The sequence below is a fragment of the Planktothricoides raciborskii GIHE-MW2 genome (genome assembly GCF_040564635.1).
GTDB lineage: Bacteria > Cyanobacteriota > Cyanobacteriia > Cyanobacteriales > Laspinemataceae > Planktothricoides > Planktothricoides raciborskii.
The window spans coordinates 4,931,944-4,950,216 of sequence record NZ_CP159837.1; the positions used below are offsets into that span (position 1 = coordinate 4,931,944).

Sequence of the window (18,273 nt, forward strand, 5' to 3'; positions counted from 1 at the left end):
TTCCTGACCCGCCGATCGCTGACAAATAATGGTTGACTTAACTCGCATTGGATTGGAATGGGTCAAAATCAGAAGATGGGATACAAAGGCTTAACTTTCCATGTCGAATAATCAGATGACGTTGACTGTCAAAACTAATCACACCTTTTTTCTTGAATTGTCCCAAAAGTCGGGTGACGGTGACGCGACTGGTGTTAATCGCGTTGGCAATATCTTGATGGGTTAAACGCACAATTATCCGAGTCCCTTCGGCAACATTTTGGCCGATTTCTTGCTGCAATAATAATAAAAGTTGCCGCAAACGTTCTTCGACTCTTCGGTATCCCGCGATCGCCAACATTCCTTCTACTTGTCGGAGTCTTCGGGTCAACTGGGGCAATATTTCTTTGGCCAAAGTAGGCGAATTTTCAATTTCCCCGATAGAATACCAGATTAAATAAACATCGGAGAGAGCTTTAGCTTGATAAGTCTCCAAACTCGTTAACCAGAGACTAAAACACATCCCAGAACCGACCCACCCTAGCAAACCTTCTTCCCCATTGGGATACAAGGTACTTAATTGTACAATTCCCTGACAAACGCGCCAAACTCCTTGAGATCCGGTGGGAATATTTTCGCCTTTGGCATAAAAATGTAATCGGCGTTCTTCACGATTCAAATGAGTGTGAGGGATTAGTGTGGTTAAACTAGGAGTCATAGTTTTGGGTGTTGATCTCGATAAGGTCAAGCAAACTTGACCTATATCTAACTCCACAAGGTAAAGCCCAGGTAATCTTTCGATTACCCTTGGGCTAAAATTGACAGATAGAACTTACAGATAGATCGAAAATTAATTTCGGCAACGATCGCCAATTAATTTTCCTGGGGCTGTTTTTAATCGGAGGTGTCTGATGGGCGATCGCTTTCATCCCCATTCTCTGTTTTGCCTTCCAGAGATTCCTCTGGGGTCGTATTTTCGACAGCAGTATGACTCTGTCGATGGTTAGCGATCGCTGAGTTAGGATGAAGCAAAGTTAGCCGAAATCCTTGACGAGTTTCCGGCTGAAGATAGCGATCGCGCAACGGTGCCCAATCTTGCCATAACTGATAACGAGTAGCAGCCAATTGTGCCGCTAAATTTGGCAGAACCAGGTCAAATTTTTCTCCTAACACATTGGTCAAAGTTGCCCCTAAAACTTCCGTATCTTGGATATATCCCAAAATATCTTGGATCATTTTCATATCTGCCAAATATGCCTGATAATCTGGATCGTAAAATTCCGTAAATAGGCTCATTTGGTAGCGAACCCGTTTCGCTTGCTTGCGTAAATTATGCAGATTTCTGCCTTCAGCGGTTAACGCTTGTTCGACTTTTTCCTGATCGAGTTCTATATGAAAACCTCCGTCTCCTGGAGTCACCGTTGCTCCCACCATCCAACCGGCTTGTAAGAAAAACCGATTCACTTCTGGTAAGAGTAAATCCGGCAAAACATCATAAATATCCATCACTGCCAGGGGTTTATATGTGGGTTCTTTCAACCACTGGTTTAAGCTTTCTTTAAAGTGAAAATAGCGATCGCTTTTTAGGGTTTTCTTGATTTTTTTAAAGATGGTACTACGATGTTTTGCCAAAGTTGTCAAAGCCGCCTCAAGGGTGGCGCGTTCTTTTTTCGGCGATATGGGTGCATATTGGTCGGTTAATGCTGCCATCAGCACATCCAGGTCTCTCAGTTCTCCTAAAGTTCGGGCAATTTGACCAATCTTTTTTTCTTGAGCCGGTTTTGGCAATTCTAAAGCTGGGGCAAACCCGGTGGCAGCGGAACGCAAACGGCGCATTCCCACACGCATTTGATGCAAATTTTCTGGATCTTGGTCTTTAAGGACATCGTTTTCATATTTGATGGTTTTGTAAAAATGTTTTTCAATGGCTAAATAAGCCCAGTCTCCTAATGTTTTTGCGTTGTTTTGGGTGACGTTTTTCATATTCATTAAGCGAATGGTTTAATATTTACATGATTTGACCGATATACACCGTTTTAATTAGGCTGGCTTTACCGATGATCTAGTATTTTCACCTGAACCCCTAGATTGTTTGTTAAAATTTCCCTAATTTATGACCCTGGGGCAATCTATAAATAACCGCTATTTTTACCGAAATAATCTATTGTCAGCCTCTTTATTATACCATATTATTGGCAGAATAAATAAAAAAAATCATTTTTACTCCTGGAATTTATTGATTAATTTATAGATTCAATCAAATATCAAACATTCTCTGGTTAATTAATAGCTAGACCAGAAACCTGATGCGGTCACGGTCATAATGTCGCCCGGAGCAATTTAGCCGCGATCAAGAATAAAAGCCACCTCCCGGCGCCCGTAGCGCGATCGTTTTTCCTTAAGAGAGTCTTTTTACCAATATGAGTAAGAATATCAGTGGATCCCTGGAACTGGTCATGGGTCTGTGAAAGTCGTTGTCGATCTCAGGCAGTTAAGTCATCTGCTTCAAATTTGCTAAGATGCTAGAAAATGGCGATCAGTCTACCCGTTAATCTAACTCGTTATGCTTAAAATTAGGTTAAGCTGAGTGAAATTAGCCAATTATCAACAGTTTCGAGCTTAAGTTTCGAGCTTAAGTTTCGAGGCTATTAGAGTACAAACAACCCAAGTCAGATCAGTGCCGTTGGGAAAATTGCCGCACTCTTGTAAAAACAAGGATTCACAGAAAATAACTACCGCTATTCAATAAAATTTGCTCAGAAAAAAATTAAGTATAATCTAAACTAATAATTCAAGCAAGCAATTCTCAGGCGATCGCTTAAACCTTCCCGGAAAAATCTGGATTGGCTGGATGGTTATATCAACCACTTACGGAAGCATAACCAATCAAATTAAAAAATCTTGGCTTTGACTAAGGTTCAGCATTCAATTGCAGAAAATATTCACACGGTTATTCACACGGTTAGTCCAAAAAACAGCGATCACCCAAAACAACCCATAAACAGGTTCAGACATGATCAAACAACAGTCAGAAATCTCAGCGAAGAAAGCGATCGCGCAAAAACTTTTTTCCCAAATTTCCAATCTCTGCTTCCAACTCAACCTGGATGGCAAAATTATTGGCTGTTATCTAGAAAATGAGGCGGATCTGCCCATATCACCCAGGGATTTTTTGGGGTTATCGATTTCGCATTTATTTCCCGAAAGCATTTGGCAAGAACTTTTAAAAGAGATATTCCTGATGAGTCAAAATCAGCAATTAAGAATACTGCGATATTCTTTAAATAGATTACATGGTTTTGACCCCACACCACAAAACTATGAAGTGAGATTAATTCCCGGTATGGGCAGTGAATTGTCAGAATGGGTGAATTTGAATACAACTGAACATCCTTCAGCACTCAACACCGGTGGCAAAGACTATGTGATTGCCTTCATATCTAATATTACAGAACAACAGCAAGCAATTAAAAAAATCCAACAAAATAACCAAGATTTAGAAAAGGCTCTCTCTGACCGTACTTATGCATTGCGCCTTGCTAATGAACAACTATGGGAAACAATTTTTGAACTACAAAAAGCTCAAATTGCTTTGGATATTCAAGCAGAGCAATTCAATCTGAGTAGTTATAAAGATCGAGTAGGTTTGTGGGATTGGGACTTAAAGGAAAATATAATTTACATGGATCCGATATTAAAGTCTTTGCTGGGTTATCGGGATGAGGAAATCGGCAATAATTGGGATGATTGGCAAGCAAAAATTCATCCGGAAGATGTCGATCGCCTCTATGGTGCTTTATCTGACTATGGCTTGGGTGAAACTGACCAGTTTGAAGTGGAATATCGAATGTTTCACAAAAATGGCACAATTCGTTGGTTTTTATCGAGGGGCAGCGCGATTAAGCGGGACAAACTTTTGCCCGATCGCCTGATTGGAAGTAATACGGATATTACCGATCGCAAAGCGATTGAAGAAGCTTTGTCTGAAAGCGATCAACGATTTCGCAGCATTTTTAACCAAGCCGCTATTGGCATTGCCCAAGTTAGTTTAAATGGACAATATTTGCAGGTTAACCAAAAGTTATGCGAAATTTTAGGCTATTCCGAGGAGCAATTGTTAGGGCAAAGTTTCTTAAAGTTTGTTTATAATGAAGATGTAGAAAAAGGAAAACATCAAATCAAGGCAATGGTCAGGGGAGAGATTTCTACTTACTCGTTTGAGCAACGTTATCTCCATCGAAATCGTCAGGTGGTTTGGACAAATATTACGGTGTCTATCGTCCGGGACGTTTCTGGGCAACCGAAATATTTTATTCAAGTCGTCCAAGATATTAGCGATCGCCGCAAAGCGGAATTTGCCCTGGAATATAGCGAAAGTCGTTATCGGGCGATCGTGGAAGACCAAACAGAACTGGTCTGTCGCTTTTTCCTCGATGGCACCTTAATATTTGTGAATGATGCTTATGCCAATTATTTTCATCAGTCTTATAATGAACTAATCGGCACCAGTTATTTTTCTTTACTTCCCGATGCCGAACTGCAACTTCATCAACAAAGTTTAGCGGAAATTACCCCCGAAAATCCGATTAAAACTCTGGAATATTCCCTGAATCACCCGAACGGTAAAGTTTGTTGGCAACAGTGGAATATTCGCGGTTTTTTCAGTCCAGAGGGAGACCTGCTGGAATTCCAAGGAGTCGGACGAGATATTAGCGATCGCGTGCAAGCGGAAGCCGAACGCGATCGGTTTTTTAGTTTATCTTTAGATTTGCTATGTATTGCCAGTTTTGATGGCTATTTTAAGCGGCTCAATCCCGCTTGGACGACTACCCTAGGCTACAGCATTGAAGAGCTTTTAGCCAAACCTTTTGTTGAATTTTCTCATCCCGACGATCGGGCTGCGAAATTGGCTGAATTTGAAAAATTAAAACAAGGAATTAGCAGTGCTTACTTTGAAAATCGTTATTTATGTAAAGATGGATCTTGTAAATGGATCGCTTGGAGTACGGTTCCCTTTCCCGAAGAAGGTTTAGTCTATGCTGTCGGTCGGGATATTACGGAGCAAAAAAAAGTAGCAGCGCAAATTCAAGCATCTTTAGAAGAAAAAGAAGTGCTACTGAAAGAAATTCACCATCGAGTCAAAAATAACTTACAAATTGTTTGCTCTTTGCTAGAACTCCAGTCTCAGTTTAGTCGGGATGCACAAATGATTGCCATGTTCAAAGAAAGTCAGGCACGCATTCGTTCCATGTCTCTGGTTCACGAAATTCTTTACCAGTCTAATGACCTGGGAAATTTAAATTTTAGTGAATATATCCGAGAAATTTCTCTAAATTTATGTATTTCTTACGGCTATAGTTCAAAAAATTTGCAGATTCAGTCTCACCCAGAGACAATTTTTATTAATCTTGACACGGCGATTCAATGCGGCTTGATTCTGAACGAATTATTAACAAATGCTTTTAAATATGCATTTATTGAAAAACAATCTGCTAAAATTAAAATAGAACTTTATCTTTTAGATTCTGGTAAAATGTTGTTAGTTGTTGAAGATAATGGCATCGGATTACCGGGAAGTTTTAATGTTGAAAATACTCAAACATTAGGGTGGCAGGTAATCCGTGCTTTGGCTCGAAAACTGAAAGGAGAGCTAACAATTGTATCAGAAAAAGGAACAAAAATTATTTTAAACTTTTCAAAAGTTCAACAAAGATCCGCCAAAAGTATTTCTTAACCTCAGTCTAACTTATCTCTTAGGAATCTCTAAAAATGATTAATTCAAAAATTTTAGTTGTTGAAGATGAAATGTTGGTAGCAGAAGATATTGCGGGACGATTAAGACGTTTAGGATATGAAGTCACGGATATCGTTGAATCGGGAGAAGAAGCGATTCTCTCTGTGTTAAATAATCCCCCGGACTTAGTGCTAATGGATATTGTCTTAGCTGGGGATATGGATGGGATCGAGACGGCGGAAACCATTCGCCAACATAAACAAATCCCGATTGTATATCTCACTGCTTATGGGGATAAAAAAACCTTAAATCGTTCTAAAACCACCGATCCTTATGGCTATGTTGTTAAACCTTTTGACGAACAACAGTTAAATACCACCATTGAAATTGCTTTAAATAAATATCAAGCAGAAGATAAAATTCGTAAATCTTTGGCTGATTCAGAATCCGCCCGTAAACTGGCGGAAGAAATCGTCGAACTTAAGAATCAGTACATTTCTATGATTTCTCACGAGTTGCGCCAACCCATTTCCCAAATTCTGCTGTCCGCAGAAACCTTAGAGTTAAGCCACGAAAAATTTGACGATCGCAAAAAAGCTCAATACCTTCAGTTTATTCAAAATGCCGCTGAGAACATGGAAGAAATGGTGCGGGATATGCTCTTTCTAGGTCGTTCAGAAAGTGGACATTTTCAGGTAAAACGGCAAATTATTAATCTAGAAATTTTCTGCCAAAACCTCATCAAGCAACTGCAAATTAGCCCTGATCAAAGTCCCGCTCAAGAGTCTCAGATTATTTTGGCGATCGCCCCGGATATTTCTTCTCATCTATTATTAGATAAGCAATTACTCGATCGCATTCTCACCAACTTGCTCTCCAATGCCATTAAATATTCTCCTGATGGAGGTAATATCTCCTTAGTATTTTATCTGGAAAAAGTGGCTACAACCGCAGATTTTTCCAGTTTAATTAATCCTGATTATTCTCATAAAAATAGCATTTATGAACAACTAATTATCCAAGTTCAGGATAGTGGTATCGGCATTCCAGAAGCAGACATTGAGCGATTATTTGAACCCTTCCATCGATGCAGTAATGTGCAGCAAATTAAGGGGAATGGTTTGGGACTCTCGATTGTGAAAAAAGCAGTGGAATTGCAAGGCGGAAAGATTAGCGTTCAAAGTGAAGTAGGATTGGGTACGACATTTACGGTCAGCTTACCTCTAATTCGGGGATAAATGATTATGCTTTGTAAATGCTTTTTGAGTAATAAAACAGGCATATAAAAATCATAGTTAAGATAAATTATGGTTTGACAAACCACAACCCTGGGGGTGATTGTAACCGTTCACTGAGAAATTGCAAAGGCGCGATCGCCTCTTCTTCTAATTGTTGCACCGGATTTCCTTGTTGGGCTATGGGAAAAACCAGTAAATCCCGGAGTCGCTGAATCCGATTAATTCTCTCCTGATTTATTTGCAGGGGAAATAGCATATTATTCGCTTGACAATTAGACTGCCAGTCGGACACCCAACAAACCACTAGGGAATTATTGACTCGACCAGTTTTTAAGAATAAATTGTCTAAAGGATTTTCCACCTGGGCAACAATTCCATTTAACTTACCCGCTACACTTTGGCAACGGTTCGTGGGTTGGAGTAATTCCGGTGGCCACAGAATCATCGGTTGCGGAATGGAGGTGTTGCCATTGCTTACCCAAGTGGCTAAACCCGCGTCATATTCTAAACAACCAAAGACTAAAGATGGGGATAATTCCGCTGGTAATGGTAAACCCCATTCATGGTTTTTCACGGCTAATTTATTACTTAGGGGGTTGCCCCGAATTTGATTATTACTGGCAATTTCTGGGTCAGCAGCAGACAAACTAAGTACGCCATATTCTCGATTATTTTCAATGATATTACTGTTTAATTTAGGATGAGCTTGTTCCGTCAAAATCAAGCCAATGCGATGGCCGTCAAACTGGTTTTGGGTGAAAAATGGTGCCGCATTGCCCGCGATCACAACCCCAAATTCACTATTTTTAAATATATTGCCATGAATTTCTCCACCGGCTTCATTGCTGATAGAAATTCCATTGCTGATATTGTCAATAAATTGATTATTGGCGATCGCTGGACTGGCGTTATCTCCAATAAAAATTCCTTCGCGATTATTTTTACTGAAAATATTATCACGAATTATGGGATTGCCTGTTTCCACCCAGATACCTGTGCCATTTCTCAGAGGATTACTCACCGTCACGCCACTAATTTGACTGCGATCGCTGGCGACAATGGTCACATTTTGCTGACCCCAACTCCGAGTCGTAGTAAAGTCACCCCCAACAATTAAAACTTCTCGGATAGCTTCTCGATTATCTTGATTTTGATTCCCGGATTCTGGCATATTGCCTTGCAAAATCACCCCTGTGGGTAGCTTGAAGGGAAAGGTTTCATTACTACTATTATAAATCCCTGGGGCTAAGTTAATTACTGTACCCGGTAGCAATGAACTTTGCAGCAGATAGCTAATACTTTTAACCGGAGTTTCTGGAGTTTTCCCCGCCGTGGCATGATTGGTTCCGGTCTGGGGATTGACATAATAAACAGGCGAGGATTTCTGGGCATTCGCTGCTGCGTTCATCGGATTGCCGCTGTCATTATTTGCCGCATTAACCGAGGTAGAATTGATGCTGGTTTCGGGATTAGGCAATGCTAAGGTTGCATCAAAATTTGGGTTAATTACGGTTCCTAAAACTGTTAATGGCCATCGATCGCCCTGGATGCGATCGCTCTGCCCGCGATACCGTAAACCATATTGAATTATTTCAATACTTACAGGATTTTGATTTAATGGTAAAGAGATTTTTTGGGCAGCAATTTGCGGCAATAAGGGGAAAATTGGCATTCCACAACTGTGGTTTAAATTCATTTCTGGACTGCTGCAACGATTTTCAATGCCGCGTCCTCTGCCATGAATGCCAATTAATTCTCCATCGCCGTTAAAAATTGGCCCGCCACTCATGCCGGATTCGGTTTCATTGGTATATAAAAAACTGTAACCGCCATCAGCTTGAGGCGGATTAACAATTTGACGCAAATTGCCAGAATTGAACAGGCGATCGCGCTGAATATTACCTAAGTTTAATGGGTTTGGCCAACCATTAATAAAAATTGGTTCTCCGGGGTTGGGTGGAGTTGTGGCAATGGGGGCAACCGCATAATCGCGATCGCTGACAAATTTGAGAATGGCTAAATCTAAACCCTCAATAGTTTGACCCAACTCACCAACAAATTTTCCCAAGGGAATAATCCGATCACTCATGGGATTTGCCTCTACATAATACACCGCCCCATCGGGCATCGCGATCGCATGAAATCCCCCTTTTTTGGCTACGACGTGCAATGCGGTCAATACATAATAAGTATTGCTATAATTATCGCCATTTAAATTCCGTTCTCGACCAATAATCACCCCACTGCCTGTTTTGCTACCCGGAATTAACAATCGATCTCCTTTCGCGGTCAAATTCGGACTAATTAATACGGAAACTTGCCACGCGATCGCTTCTACTTCTGTCGCAGTCAAAGCGATAGTTTTAATCGGCGGTAAAGTAATCACTAATACCGCCGTGGTACTCAGTAAAAAACGTAAAAGCGATTGAAGCATTTTTGTGATTAGTTGTTGGTTGGTGGTTGTTGGTTATTGGTTGGTGGTTGGTGGTTGTTAGTTGGTAGTTGTTAGTTGATGGTTGTTAGTTGTTAGTTGTTAGTTTTTAGTTGGTGGTTGTTGGTGGGGAGGGATTCTTTTGGTGGTCGGTGGTTGTTAGTTGTTGGGTAGGGATTCTTTGGTTGTTGAACAAACAACCAACAACAATCAACAATCAACAATCAACAATCAACAATCAAAGAATCCCTACCCAACAATCAAAGAATCCCTACCCAACAACCAACAATCAACAATCAACAATCAACAATCAACAAAAATTACGGTAATTCAACAAACCATAAACCTAATTCTGGCTGTAAATTTTCACTGACTGGACGCAGAGGGGCGATCGCTTCTGGGCCAACCTCCTGCACCGGATTCCCACCTCCTTGAATAGTAAAACCAATCAAACGTCTCAAAACTTCGGCAGAATTATCGGCATTTTGCTGACTCAGTTTAAACACCATATTTTTCGGCTGACAACTTTCATAAACATCTGTCACCAAACACACCGCTTTATCATTATTCACTCGTCCGGTGGCAAACATCATCTTGTCTAATTTTCCGCCATTAGCAACCACTAACTGATTTAATTTTTCCGTACTTTGGATGCAGCGATTTTCTGGAGCATCAAATTCATAGGTTTTCCAGATGATCATTGGCTGAGGAATTGATGCCATTGACCCTTGAGCGATGGTAGCAAATCCATCCCCATAAGGCTGACAAGAAAAAAAAGTCGCAGCGGTGGTCATTGTAGTGCCGTTCCAACTGTTTGTGGTGCCGTTTGTGCTGCCGTTTGCTTCTGGTAACGGGGGCATTCCTTGTGGTTGCCGAGACACTAGCCAATTTTCCCGTTCATTATTGCGAAAAATGTTATTAGCGGCTACTTCTGGTTCCGCTTGGGCAATTACTGCCATACCATATTCGCTATTATTTTCAATCAAATTACCCTGCAAAGTTGGCCGAGCATTTTGCGTAATTACCAAACCAATGCGGTTTTGCCGAATTTGGTTATTTAAAATTAGTGGGGTAGAATCATGGCCAATTGCCAGAGCAAACCCAGTATCGATAAAAATATTGCCTTTAATTTCTCCACTGGCTTGACGAGTGACGGAGATGCCATTGCCGCCATTGTACATAAACTGATTATTTTCAATTACCGGCGCCCCGGTTCCTGAAACAAAAACTCCTTCGCGATTATTATTGACAAAAGTATTATTCCGAATCAGCGGATTGGTATTTTCCACCCAAATTCCCGTGCCTCTGGTGTTAGGGTTGGTGACAGTAATGCCGCGAATTTCTGTATTTTCATCGGCTAAAATCGTCACATTTTGGGCAGCCCAAGACCGGCTAATATGTTGCCCACCTCCCGTAATCACCACGCCTTCTCCGTGATTGGTTTCCTCGCCGCGAAGTATCACCCCAGGTTTGAGGTTTAAAGGAAACATTTCTCCAGCACTATAGCGTCCGGGGGCTAGTTGAATTACTGTCCCCGGTTGGGCTTGTTCCAAAGCAGCGGTAATCGTTTTTAAAGGATTATTCTGGTCTTTTCCGCTGCTGGCTGAGTCAATCCCCCGCTTCGGATCGACATAGAGAATGGTTTGCTGGGCGACTAGCTGAATTGAGGACAAGTTTTCGGAATTTTGGACAGGGGGAACTGCCCCGGATTGACTCTGTTGAATCTGGAAAGCGGCTATATTGATCAGAGCAAAGCTGGTTCCAAGGAGTCCATATAAGTATTGTTTCATTGAAACGATCTCCTGACTATGGCTAAATGATTTAATAGCAATTTAATTAAATCTTTTGCCTACATTAACTGGCAGTTTTTTCCCGATCAGGATTTTTTGCCTGGAAAAGATATTAATTATGCTATCAATTCATCAGAATTTCTGGGCATTTCTGGGCATTTCTCGGCGATCGCATGACAAAAAAAGCAGTGAGCTTTCCGTAGCAGAAATTAAAATAAACTGGCTCAAAATTTTAAGTTTTGTAAAGATTAATGACATTTTGAAATATATTCAGTAATCGCCTCCTAACTGCTCAAAAAGCACCATAAGCAAATATACTTAATAAGTCAGCGGAAAAAAATACCCCCCAGGAAATTCCCAGGGGGGCTGCGGGTCATGTCGTTACAAAATGTTAAGACATGTACTGAGCAATATAGTCAAAATAAGGGCCTGCGATCGCGGCTTGGGATTCATTCAGTAGTTGTAAGGATGCGTCTTTTAAACAGCGGATTGATTCCACCATTCCGGGCATGGGGACGCCAAGGGCATTGTACATTTCCCGTGCGCCAATTAAACCAATTTTTTCAATGGGATCGGTATCACCGGCAATTAGACCGTAAGTCACCAGACGCAAATACCAGCCAAAGTCCCGCAGACATTGGTTGCGCTGCTTTTGCCCGTAGGCATTTCCCCCAGGAGCAATGAAGTCAGGGCGTTTTTTCCACAGACTCTTACTGGCGCGATCGACAATCTTTTTTTCGTTTTCCGCAAGCATCATGGCAATCTCTAGCCGCATTTCGCCGGTATTAAAAAAGTCTTTGATGCTTTGGAGTTCCCCACTGCTGGGGTAACGCAGATCATCATCTGCTTTGAGAATAACTTGGCTAACTACAGTCATAATTTATCGATGAGGTCTAAAAGATATCTTATGTAGTTTACCGATTCTAGGGAACATAAAGAAAGAGTAAATCAGAGAATCTGAGATTTTTTTTATTTATTGGTTATTTGTTGCTTGTTATTTGTTGTTTGTTACTTAAACTAAATTAAATAACGTATAATTAATGACAAATAACGAACAATAAATCACGAATCAACACAAATGAACAGTACAAATCAAGATTGGCAAGCATCTGGGCAAGCATCTGGGCAAGCATCTGGGCAAGCAGATTGGCAACAGGGTGCTTTGGTGGAAGTGACGGTCACGGATCTGACCGATCGCGGTGAGGGAGTGGGTCGAGTCGGGGAACGAGTGGTCTTTGTCCCGGATACAGTCCCCGGCGATCGCGCTTGGGTCAGACTGCTGCGAGTCAAAGCGAATTATGGCGACGGCAAATTGCACGAACTCATTGAAGCTTCCCCCCACCGTTGCCGTCCCCATTGCATTGTGGCGGACAAATGTGGCGGCTGTCAGTGGCAGCATATCGACGCGGCTTATCAACGGCAAGCCAAACAAAACCTGGTGATTCAAGCGCTGCAACGCATTGGCGGCATTGCGGAACCCCCAGTCGATCCCGTCCTCACGGAAGCGATCGATGGTTCCCCCTTGGCATCTCTGGGTTATCGCAATAAAGCCAGTTATCCCCTGAGTATTTCCGCTCAAGGTCAGGTACAAGCGGGCTACTACCAAAAAGGCAGCCACTCCTTGATTAATCTGAATCGTTGCCCGGTACAAGACGATCGCCTCAATCCCCTCTTGGCAGAAATCAAACAAGACATTCAGCAACAAGGCTGGTCTATTTATAACGAAGCCCGTCACACCGGCTTACTGCGTCACTTATGTATCCGCATTGGGCGACGTACCGGGGAACAACTGCTCACTTTAGTTAGTACCAGTGAGAAATTGCCCGGAATCAAAGCCCAAGCGGAAACCTGGTTGCAACGCTATCCCCAATTAGTCGGAGTTTGTCTGAATCTGAATTCTAGTCGTACCAATGTCATTTTTGGCCCGGAAACTCGTTGTTTGGCCGGATTGCCTTACTTAAAAGAGAAATATGCCGGTTTAGAGCTTCACTTAAAGGCCGATACCTTCTTTCAAATCCATACGGAAGCCGCCGAAGCCCTATTGCCAATTATCCGCAGAGAATTAAATTTACAAGGCCATGAACTGTTGGTTGATGCCTACTGTGGAATTGGCACATTTACCCTGCCTTTGGCTTCACAAGTGCAGTTAGCCATTGGTATAGAATGGCAATCCGCAGCGGTGGAACAAGCGGAGAAAAATGCTCAGTTAAATCAGGTGAGTAACGTTAAGTTTTATCAAGGTAAAGTCGAGACATTGTTGCCGGAATTGCAGCTTAACCCCGATGTGGTTTTGCTGGATCCGCCCCGAAAAGGGTGCGATCGCGCCGTAATAGAAACCCTGTTAAAAACTCAACCAGAACGCATTGTCTATGTAAGTTGTAAACCTTCAACCTTAGCCCGAGACTTGAAAACTCTCTGTACTGGTGGCTATCAGTTAATTCGCGTACAACCTGCGGACTTTTTCCCCCAAACCTCCCATGTGGAATCCGTGGCTTTTTTGCAGCGATCCACCGGCAGCAATTAATTTTACCGAAACTCCCCAGTAGCATTCTCCCGACTAATTTAGGGAGGATATCTCCCCTGACAACTTGGCGGAAAATTTGCCACGATTAGAAAAAGTCGAGGTAATACTGATGAGCTTTTCTATCCAGTCTCTTTACAATTGGTATCGCAACACAGTCCGCAATCCTAAATACCGTTGGTGGGTTGTCCTAGCTACCGTAGTTTATTTGTTAAGTCCCTTTGACATTTCCCCCGATTTCCTGCCAATTGTGGGACAAATTGATGATATTGCCTTGGCGACTTTACTGATTTCTGAACTATCCCAGATGGCGATCGAATACTTTAAATCCCGTCAGAGTCCCCTGGGGAACAATAAAGTTCCTGGTGTCCATGAATCAGAAAATCCCACCACCAATCCTACCGTCGATGTGGAAACCACTCCCATAGAATAGTTCAAAGGCCAAATCCTGCCGATCTAGAAACCCGGTTTCTTCAAGAAACCGGGTTTCTGCATCAAGAGTCCCCGGAAAAGTTGGATCGGATTGAAATCAGAACCCCTCTAAAGGAGAGAGCGGATGGAAACCAGAACCCCTCAATGGTTGCTACCGTAGTCGCAGGCTTGTATAGAAGTAAAAAATTTATCGCTGCTGACTCTATATATTAATAGTGTCACCACAAGAGTTAGCCCCCAGCCTATCACCCCAATCCCCTGGGAGTAAACCCAGAAAATTTATCCGAGTCAAATCTTAACGATCTTTTCTTATTTTAATAAAAGTGGTATTTTAAGTAAGTATTGACTGCCATCATCTTGCTGATCGTCCACCAAGGGCTTATTTTCTTTTCAAGTAAGACCATTGGTGACTTTTTGCCAATTTCCCGAGAAACCCGGTTTCTTAGAGAAAGCTGGTTTCTGTGATGCCCACCTCATGCCCCCCTTCTGCTGAAAAAAATCAGAATTTTTAGGTCAAATTCCTGGATCTAGAGGTTTTTTTGGTCGAAGGGTCCTATGAAAAAAGACTTAGATAATGAAATTTAACGAAATTTTACAAAAATTAGGCGATGCGGCCAACTGTAATAGCTTGAGGAATGATCCGGCTGTCAATCCAGAAATTACTGGAGTGGCTCCCATTGATGATGCCACAAATGGAACATTTAGTTACATCGAAGGTGACAAATTTGTTCCCTTTGTTGCTACCACGGATGCGAGTGCTTTAATATTGCCGATGCTTCCAGAACTGCAAACACAAGCCAGTGCCAGAGGAATGGCTTGGATTGCTAGTGAAGAACCTAGATTATTATTTGCTAAGGTGATTAGTCTTTTATATCAACCTTGGCGACCAAAACCAGGAATTGATCCCACCGCAGCGATCGATCCATCAGCCCAAATTGGTGCAGATGTTTATATTGGTGCAAATGTGTCGATCGCCCCTGGAGTCACCATTGGACAAGGGGTACAGATTTACCCCAATGTGGTAATTTATCCCCAGGTATCCATTGGCGATCGCACAATTTTGCACGCCAACTGCACGATCCATGAACGCTCTTCGATTGGTTCAAATTGTGTGATTCATAGTGGGGCGGTGATTGGTGCCGAAGGATTTGGATTTGTTCCTTCCCCAACAGGTTGGATCAAAATGGAACAATCGGGTCACACAATTTTAGAAGATGGTGTAGAGGTGGGTTGTAATAGTACAATTGACCGTCCTGCTGTCGGACAAACTCGGATCGGTGCCAATACAAAAATTGATAATTTAGTCCAAGTTGGTCACGGTTGTCAGATTGGCAAAAACTGTGCTTTGGCCGCTCATGTTGGGTTAGCCGGGGGAGTTAAAATCGAAGATAATGTTATCCTCGCGGGTCAAGTTGGTGTGGCTAATCGAGTCACAATCGGCTCAGGGGCGATCGCTACCGCCAAGTCAGGAATTCATAGCGATGTTCCCTCTGGGGCGATCGTCTCAGGATATCCGGCAATTCCCAATAAAGTTTGGCTGAAAACTGTGGCAATCTCCAATCGGTTGCCGGAAATTTATCAAGCCTTTAAGCAACTGAAACGCCACTTTAGCGATCGCACCTAAATCCTTTCCCTTGGGTTTTGGGGGTTAACTTTTCGAGCGTTCACCAGTATTCACCCCAGTCTTTCACCCCCTCAGTGCCAAACATAAATCACCCAAACTAGATATCCCATGATTAATCTATACATTGGGCATAATCTTGGGCATATTGGGCGATCGTTCGGAAAATTGTCCGCCTCTATGCAAAGTCCCAAAAAATCCTAGGTAAACCATAATCATTCCGGCTTGAGCCAATTTGAAGGGAGATAATTACACAGATTTCTTCCGCCGATTCGTCAGCAATTTTCCCAAGCCCACGGGAGAGGCGGAAAATTTTGACCCGGATCCGTTGGATTCTGACTGCAACAATTCCGCCTATTTTTTCCCGGCAATTTTTCCCGGCAATTTTCCCCGGCAATTTTCCCCGGCAATTTTCCCGGCAATTTTCCCGGCAATAAAACCCCTCCGTTGGCGATCGCAGTTCTTTTCTGAGCAGTGAGATTTTCCTCCTCGGACATTCTCCAATGCTCAGACCGGAGAAATTTTCTTTTTCCCCGGATAGGCGATCGGCTTTCTTTCCGCAGATGTCCATCAATCTATTTGGGGTCTTTTATACGGAGATATGCCAAAAAGGGCTGATTTTAGGGACTTTTGTCAGGCAGATACCCCGACCTTAGACCAATAAAATTAACTCATGTCAGCCTTCGATCTAAAAATATTCAAAAAATTTGTTCAAATTGACAAATTTAAGGGTATATTTTTTACAAGGCCGAAAATGAATATCGGACTCAAATTACATTACTATAGAGTGAAGTAACTTCACTAAGACAATGACTGAAACTACAACTCAACCCCTAACGGGTAAAGCACTGCTTCAAAAAGTAAAAGAACTATCACATTTACCACGGCGTGAAACAGCAAAGCGCTGCGGCTACTACACCACCACAAAAGGCGGCCAAACTCGCGTCAACCTGACCGATTTTTATGATGCGGTCTTAGGAGCGAAGGGCGTTGCTTTAGACCCAGAAGGAGCCAAAGATGGTCGCGGGCGTGAACCCACATATCGGGTCAGCGTTCACAAGAATGGTCAAATTGTGATTGGCTCAACCTATACCGCCGCGATGAACTTGAAGCCCGGTGATGAGTTTGAAATTAAACTGGGCTACAAGCATATTCACTTAATCCAAGTGGATGAAGATAAAAAACTAGGTGGAGATTTTGACGAAGGGGATGATAATGAGGATTAGTTTGCCCCTGAAAGCAAACTTTTTGTGGATTTTTAAAATTGCCTTTAAAAATGGGCACCACTCAAGCTTATCCTCATTTTCTCTTTCCTTTATGGTTGTCTAGTTGGCCCACGATCTCTTGGATCTCTTGGGCCAAAGTACAACCTTTTGAACTAAACCAGAATTACCTAAAAAAGCCGGGGTTATGCTCACTTAAGTGAACATAACCCCGGCTTTTTGCATTTTTAAAAACTCACTCAAGTAATTTTAAACTTATGTGAGATAAAGGATGGATGATTGTTGCAAAATTAAATAAAACTTAAATAAAACTCACTATTTATACCAAATACGGTTGTCATAGATAGACTGACTATGATCATCACCTAAAACGCTTGTGGATTCCCGCAGGAAGTAAACCCCCGCGAAGCCTGCCCCCATGCAGCCTCCCCCCGCGAAGGCGCGAAGTCTGCGGGAAGTGCGCTTAGGGGGGGAAGGCGGGGGGCAGCCATCAGCGGTTCGGGACAGATGACCTTATAAACGGGTTTTGACAACCGGATTTGGTATTACAGCACACGCCCTAGTAATACATACCCTGAAAAAAATACGCAAGAAAAAGCCAACCCTCCCTGCTGGAGCCGGGAGGGTTGGATGAGGTTCTCACCCCAAGCATTTTACATTTCCAGTCAAAACGCTATATATCGTATAAAGGATGATTTAGCTAACTACTACTCCGCAGTTTCATCATCATCACCAGCGTCAGCGTCATCACCCGCGTCATCACCCGCGTCAGCGTCATCACCCGCGTCATCACCCGCGTCAGCGTCATCATCAGCGTCATCACCAGCGTCAGCGTCATCATCAGCGTCATCACCAGCGTCAGCGTCATCATCAGCGTCATCATCATCACCCGCGTCAGCGTCATCACCCGCGTCAGCGTCATCACCCGCGTCATCATCAGCGTCATCTTGCGCCATGATCGGATCGGTTTCCCTGAGAATGGGTAATGAAATCCGATGTTTACCTGGAGTTGGAATATAGGCTTGAGTATTTTCCTCAGCCTGGATATTTTCCACTTGACCAGTTGCTTCAATTCCATTGCGATCGGCAGCAGCATTCGCGGGAGCCTCAGTTTTTAGCACCAACAGTACCGCCACAAATAAAACTGTGCCAATGATTTGATGAGGAAATAACTTTTGTATTGCTGAAAACATTTTTATGATCAAATCTCCTGAAATGAAACAATTAATTGCCCTGACTGAATGTAGCACAGATTTTTTTTGCCAGTCAATTAGGATAATACTTAGGATAATACATCGAAATAT

The 18,273-nt window shown here is 42.5% G+C and carries 14 protein-coding genes; 7 read left to right on the top strand and 7 right to left on the bottom strand.

Annotated features, from left to right (window positions below):
- Window positions 1-37: 37 nt before the first annotated feature.
- Together ABWT76_RS21165 and ABWT76_RS21170 are read right to left on the bottom strand one after the other, a co-directional pair.
- Window positions 38-697 carry a Crp/Fnr family transcriptional regulator gene (locus tag ABWT76_RS21165; protein WP_054466823.1) on the bottom strand — a complete coding sequence of 220 codons (660 nt, stop codon included), beginning with the start codon at window positions 695-697 and terminating at the stop codon, window positions 38-40.
- A gap of 176 nt (window positions 698-873) precedes the next feature.
- The gene (locus tag ABWT76_RS21170) at window positions 874-1,962 is read right to left on the bottom strand and encodes a CHAD domain-containing protein (protein ID WP_354634910.1); all 1,089 of its coding nucleotides are present in this window, start codon (window positions 1,960-1,962) and stop codon (window positions 874-876) included.
- Between the two features lie 1,030 nt (window positions 1,963-2,992).
- Here ABWT76_RS21170 and ABWT76_RS21175 point away from each other — a divergent pair.
- Together ABWT76_RS21175 and ABWT76_RS21180 are read left to right on the top strand one after the other, a co-directional pair.
- On the top strand, window positions 2,993-5,713 hold the full coding sequence (locus tag ABWT76_RS21175; RefSeq protein ID WP_354634911.1) for a PAS domain S-box protein: 2,721 nt from the start codon (window positions 2,993-2,995) through the stop codon (window positions 5,711-5,713).
- 35 nt (window positions 5,714-5,748) lie between these two features.
- Window positions 5,749-6,951, top strand: a complete 1,203-nt coding sequence (locus ABWT76_RS21180; protein WP_354634912.1) for an ATP-binding protein — start codon at window positions 5,749-5,751, stop codon at window positions 6,949-6,951.
- 67 nt (window positions 6,952-7,018) lie between these two features.
- Here ABWT76_RS21180 and ABWT76_RS21185 read toward each other — a convergent pair whose 3' ends face one another.
- The gene (locus ABWT76_RS21185; protein WP_354634914.1) at window positions 7,019-9,385 is read right to left on the bottom strand and encodes a DUF1565 domain-containing protein; all 2,367 of its coding nucleotides are present in this window, start codon (window positions 9,383-9,385) and stop codon (window positions 7,019-7,021) included.
- Window positions 9,386-9,702: 317 nt separating this feature from the next.
- Entirely contained in the window at window positions 9,703-11,172 is a 1,470-nt protein-coding gene (locus ABWT76_RS21190) for a DUF1565 domain-containing protein (RefSeq protein WP_054466819.1), read from the bottom strand.
- A 118-nt stretch (window positions 11,173-11,290) separates the two neighbouring features.
- Here ABWT76_RS21190 and ABWT76_RS21195 point away from each other — a divergent pair, with 118 nt between their 5' ends.
- Window positions 11,291-11,449 carry a hypothetical protein gene (locus ABWT76_RS21195; RefSeq protein WP_156331797.1) on the top strand — a complete coding sequence of 53 codons (159 nt, stop codon included), beginning with the start codon at window positions 11,291-11,293 and terminating at the stop codon, window positions 11,447-11,449.
- A gap of 114 nt (window positions 11,450-11,563) precedes the next feature.
- On the opposite strand, the gene ABWT76_RS21200 is transcribed toward ABWT76_RS21195, so the two are convergent.
- Window positions 11,564-12,049 carry an allophycocyanin subunit alpha-B gene (locus tag ABWT76_RS21200; protein ID WP_054466818.1) on the bottom strand — a complete coding sequence of 162 codons (486 nt, stop codon included), beginning with the start codon at window positions 12,047-12,049 and terminating at the stop codon, window positions 11,564-11,566.
- A gap of 201 nt (window positions 12,050-12,250) precedes the next feature.
- Here ABWT76_RS21200 and rlmD point away from each other — a divergent pair, with 201 nt between their 5' ends.
- The 3 genes from rlmD (at window position 12,251) to lpxD (ending at window position 15,749) form a co-directional block, all read left to right on the top strand.
- A complete protein-coding gene (gene rlmD, locus ABWT76_RS21205) occupies window positions 12,251-13,696 on the top strand; it encodes a 23S rRNA (uracil(1939)-C(5))-methyltransferase RlmD (protein WP_190877457.1) in 1,446 nt (481 codons plus the stop codon).
- Window positions 13,697-13,805: 109 nt separating this feature from the next.
- Window positions 13,806-14,126 carry a YkvA family protein gene (locus ABWT76_RS21210; protein ID WP_054466867.1) on the top strand — a complete coding sequence of 107 codons (321 nt, stop codon included), beginning with the start codon at window positions 13,806-13,808 and terminating at the stop codon, window positions 14,124-14,126.
- Between the two features lie 573 nt (window positions 14,127-14,699).
- The gene (lpxD, locus tag ABWT76_RS21215) at window positions 14,700-15,749 is read left to right on the top strand and encodes a UDP-3-O-(3-hydroxymyristoyl)glucosamine N-acyltransferase (RefSeq protein ID WP_054466817.1); all 1,050 of its coding nucleotides are present in this window, start codon (window positions 14,700-14,702) and stop codon (window positions 15,747-15,749) included.
- A 175-nt stretch (window positions 15,750-15,924) separates the two neighbouring features.
- Here lpxD and ABWT76_RS21220 read toward each other — a convergent pair whose 3' ends face one another.
- Window positions 15,925-16,317, bottom strand: a complete 393-nt coding sequence (locus ABWT76_RS21220) for a hypothetical protein (protein ID WP_156331796.1) — start codon at window positions 16,315-16,317, stop codon at window positions 15,925-15,927.
- Between the two features lie 238 nt (window positions 16,318-16,555).
- Here ABWT76_RS21220 and ABWT76_RS21225 point away from each other — a divergent pair, with 238 nt between their 5' ends.
- Entirely contained in the window at window positions 16,556-16,972 is a 417-nt protein-coding gene (locus ABWT76_RS21225) for an AbrB family transcriptional regulator (RefSeq protein WP_054466815.1), read from the top strand.
- Between the two features lie 704 nt (window positions 16,973-17,676).
- Here the strand turns inward: ABWT76_RS21225 and ABWT76_RS21230 are convergent.
- Window positions 17,677-18,162: a hypothetical protein gene (locus ABWT76_RS21230; protein ID WP_156331795.1), complete on the bottom strand. Its 486-nt coding sequence runs from the start codon at window positions 18,160-18,162 to the stop codon at window positions 17,677-17,679.
- Window positions 18,163-18,273 lie beyond the last annotated feature (111 nt).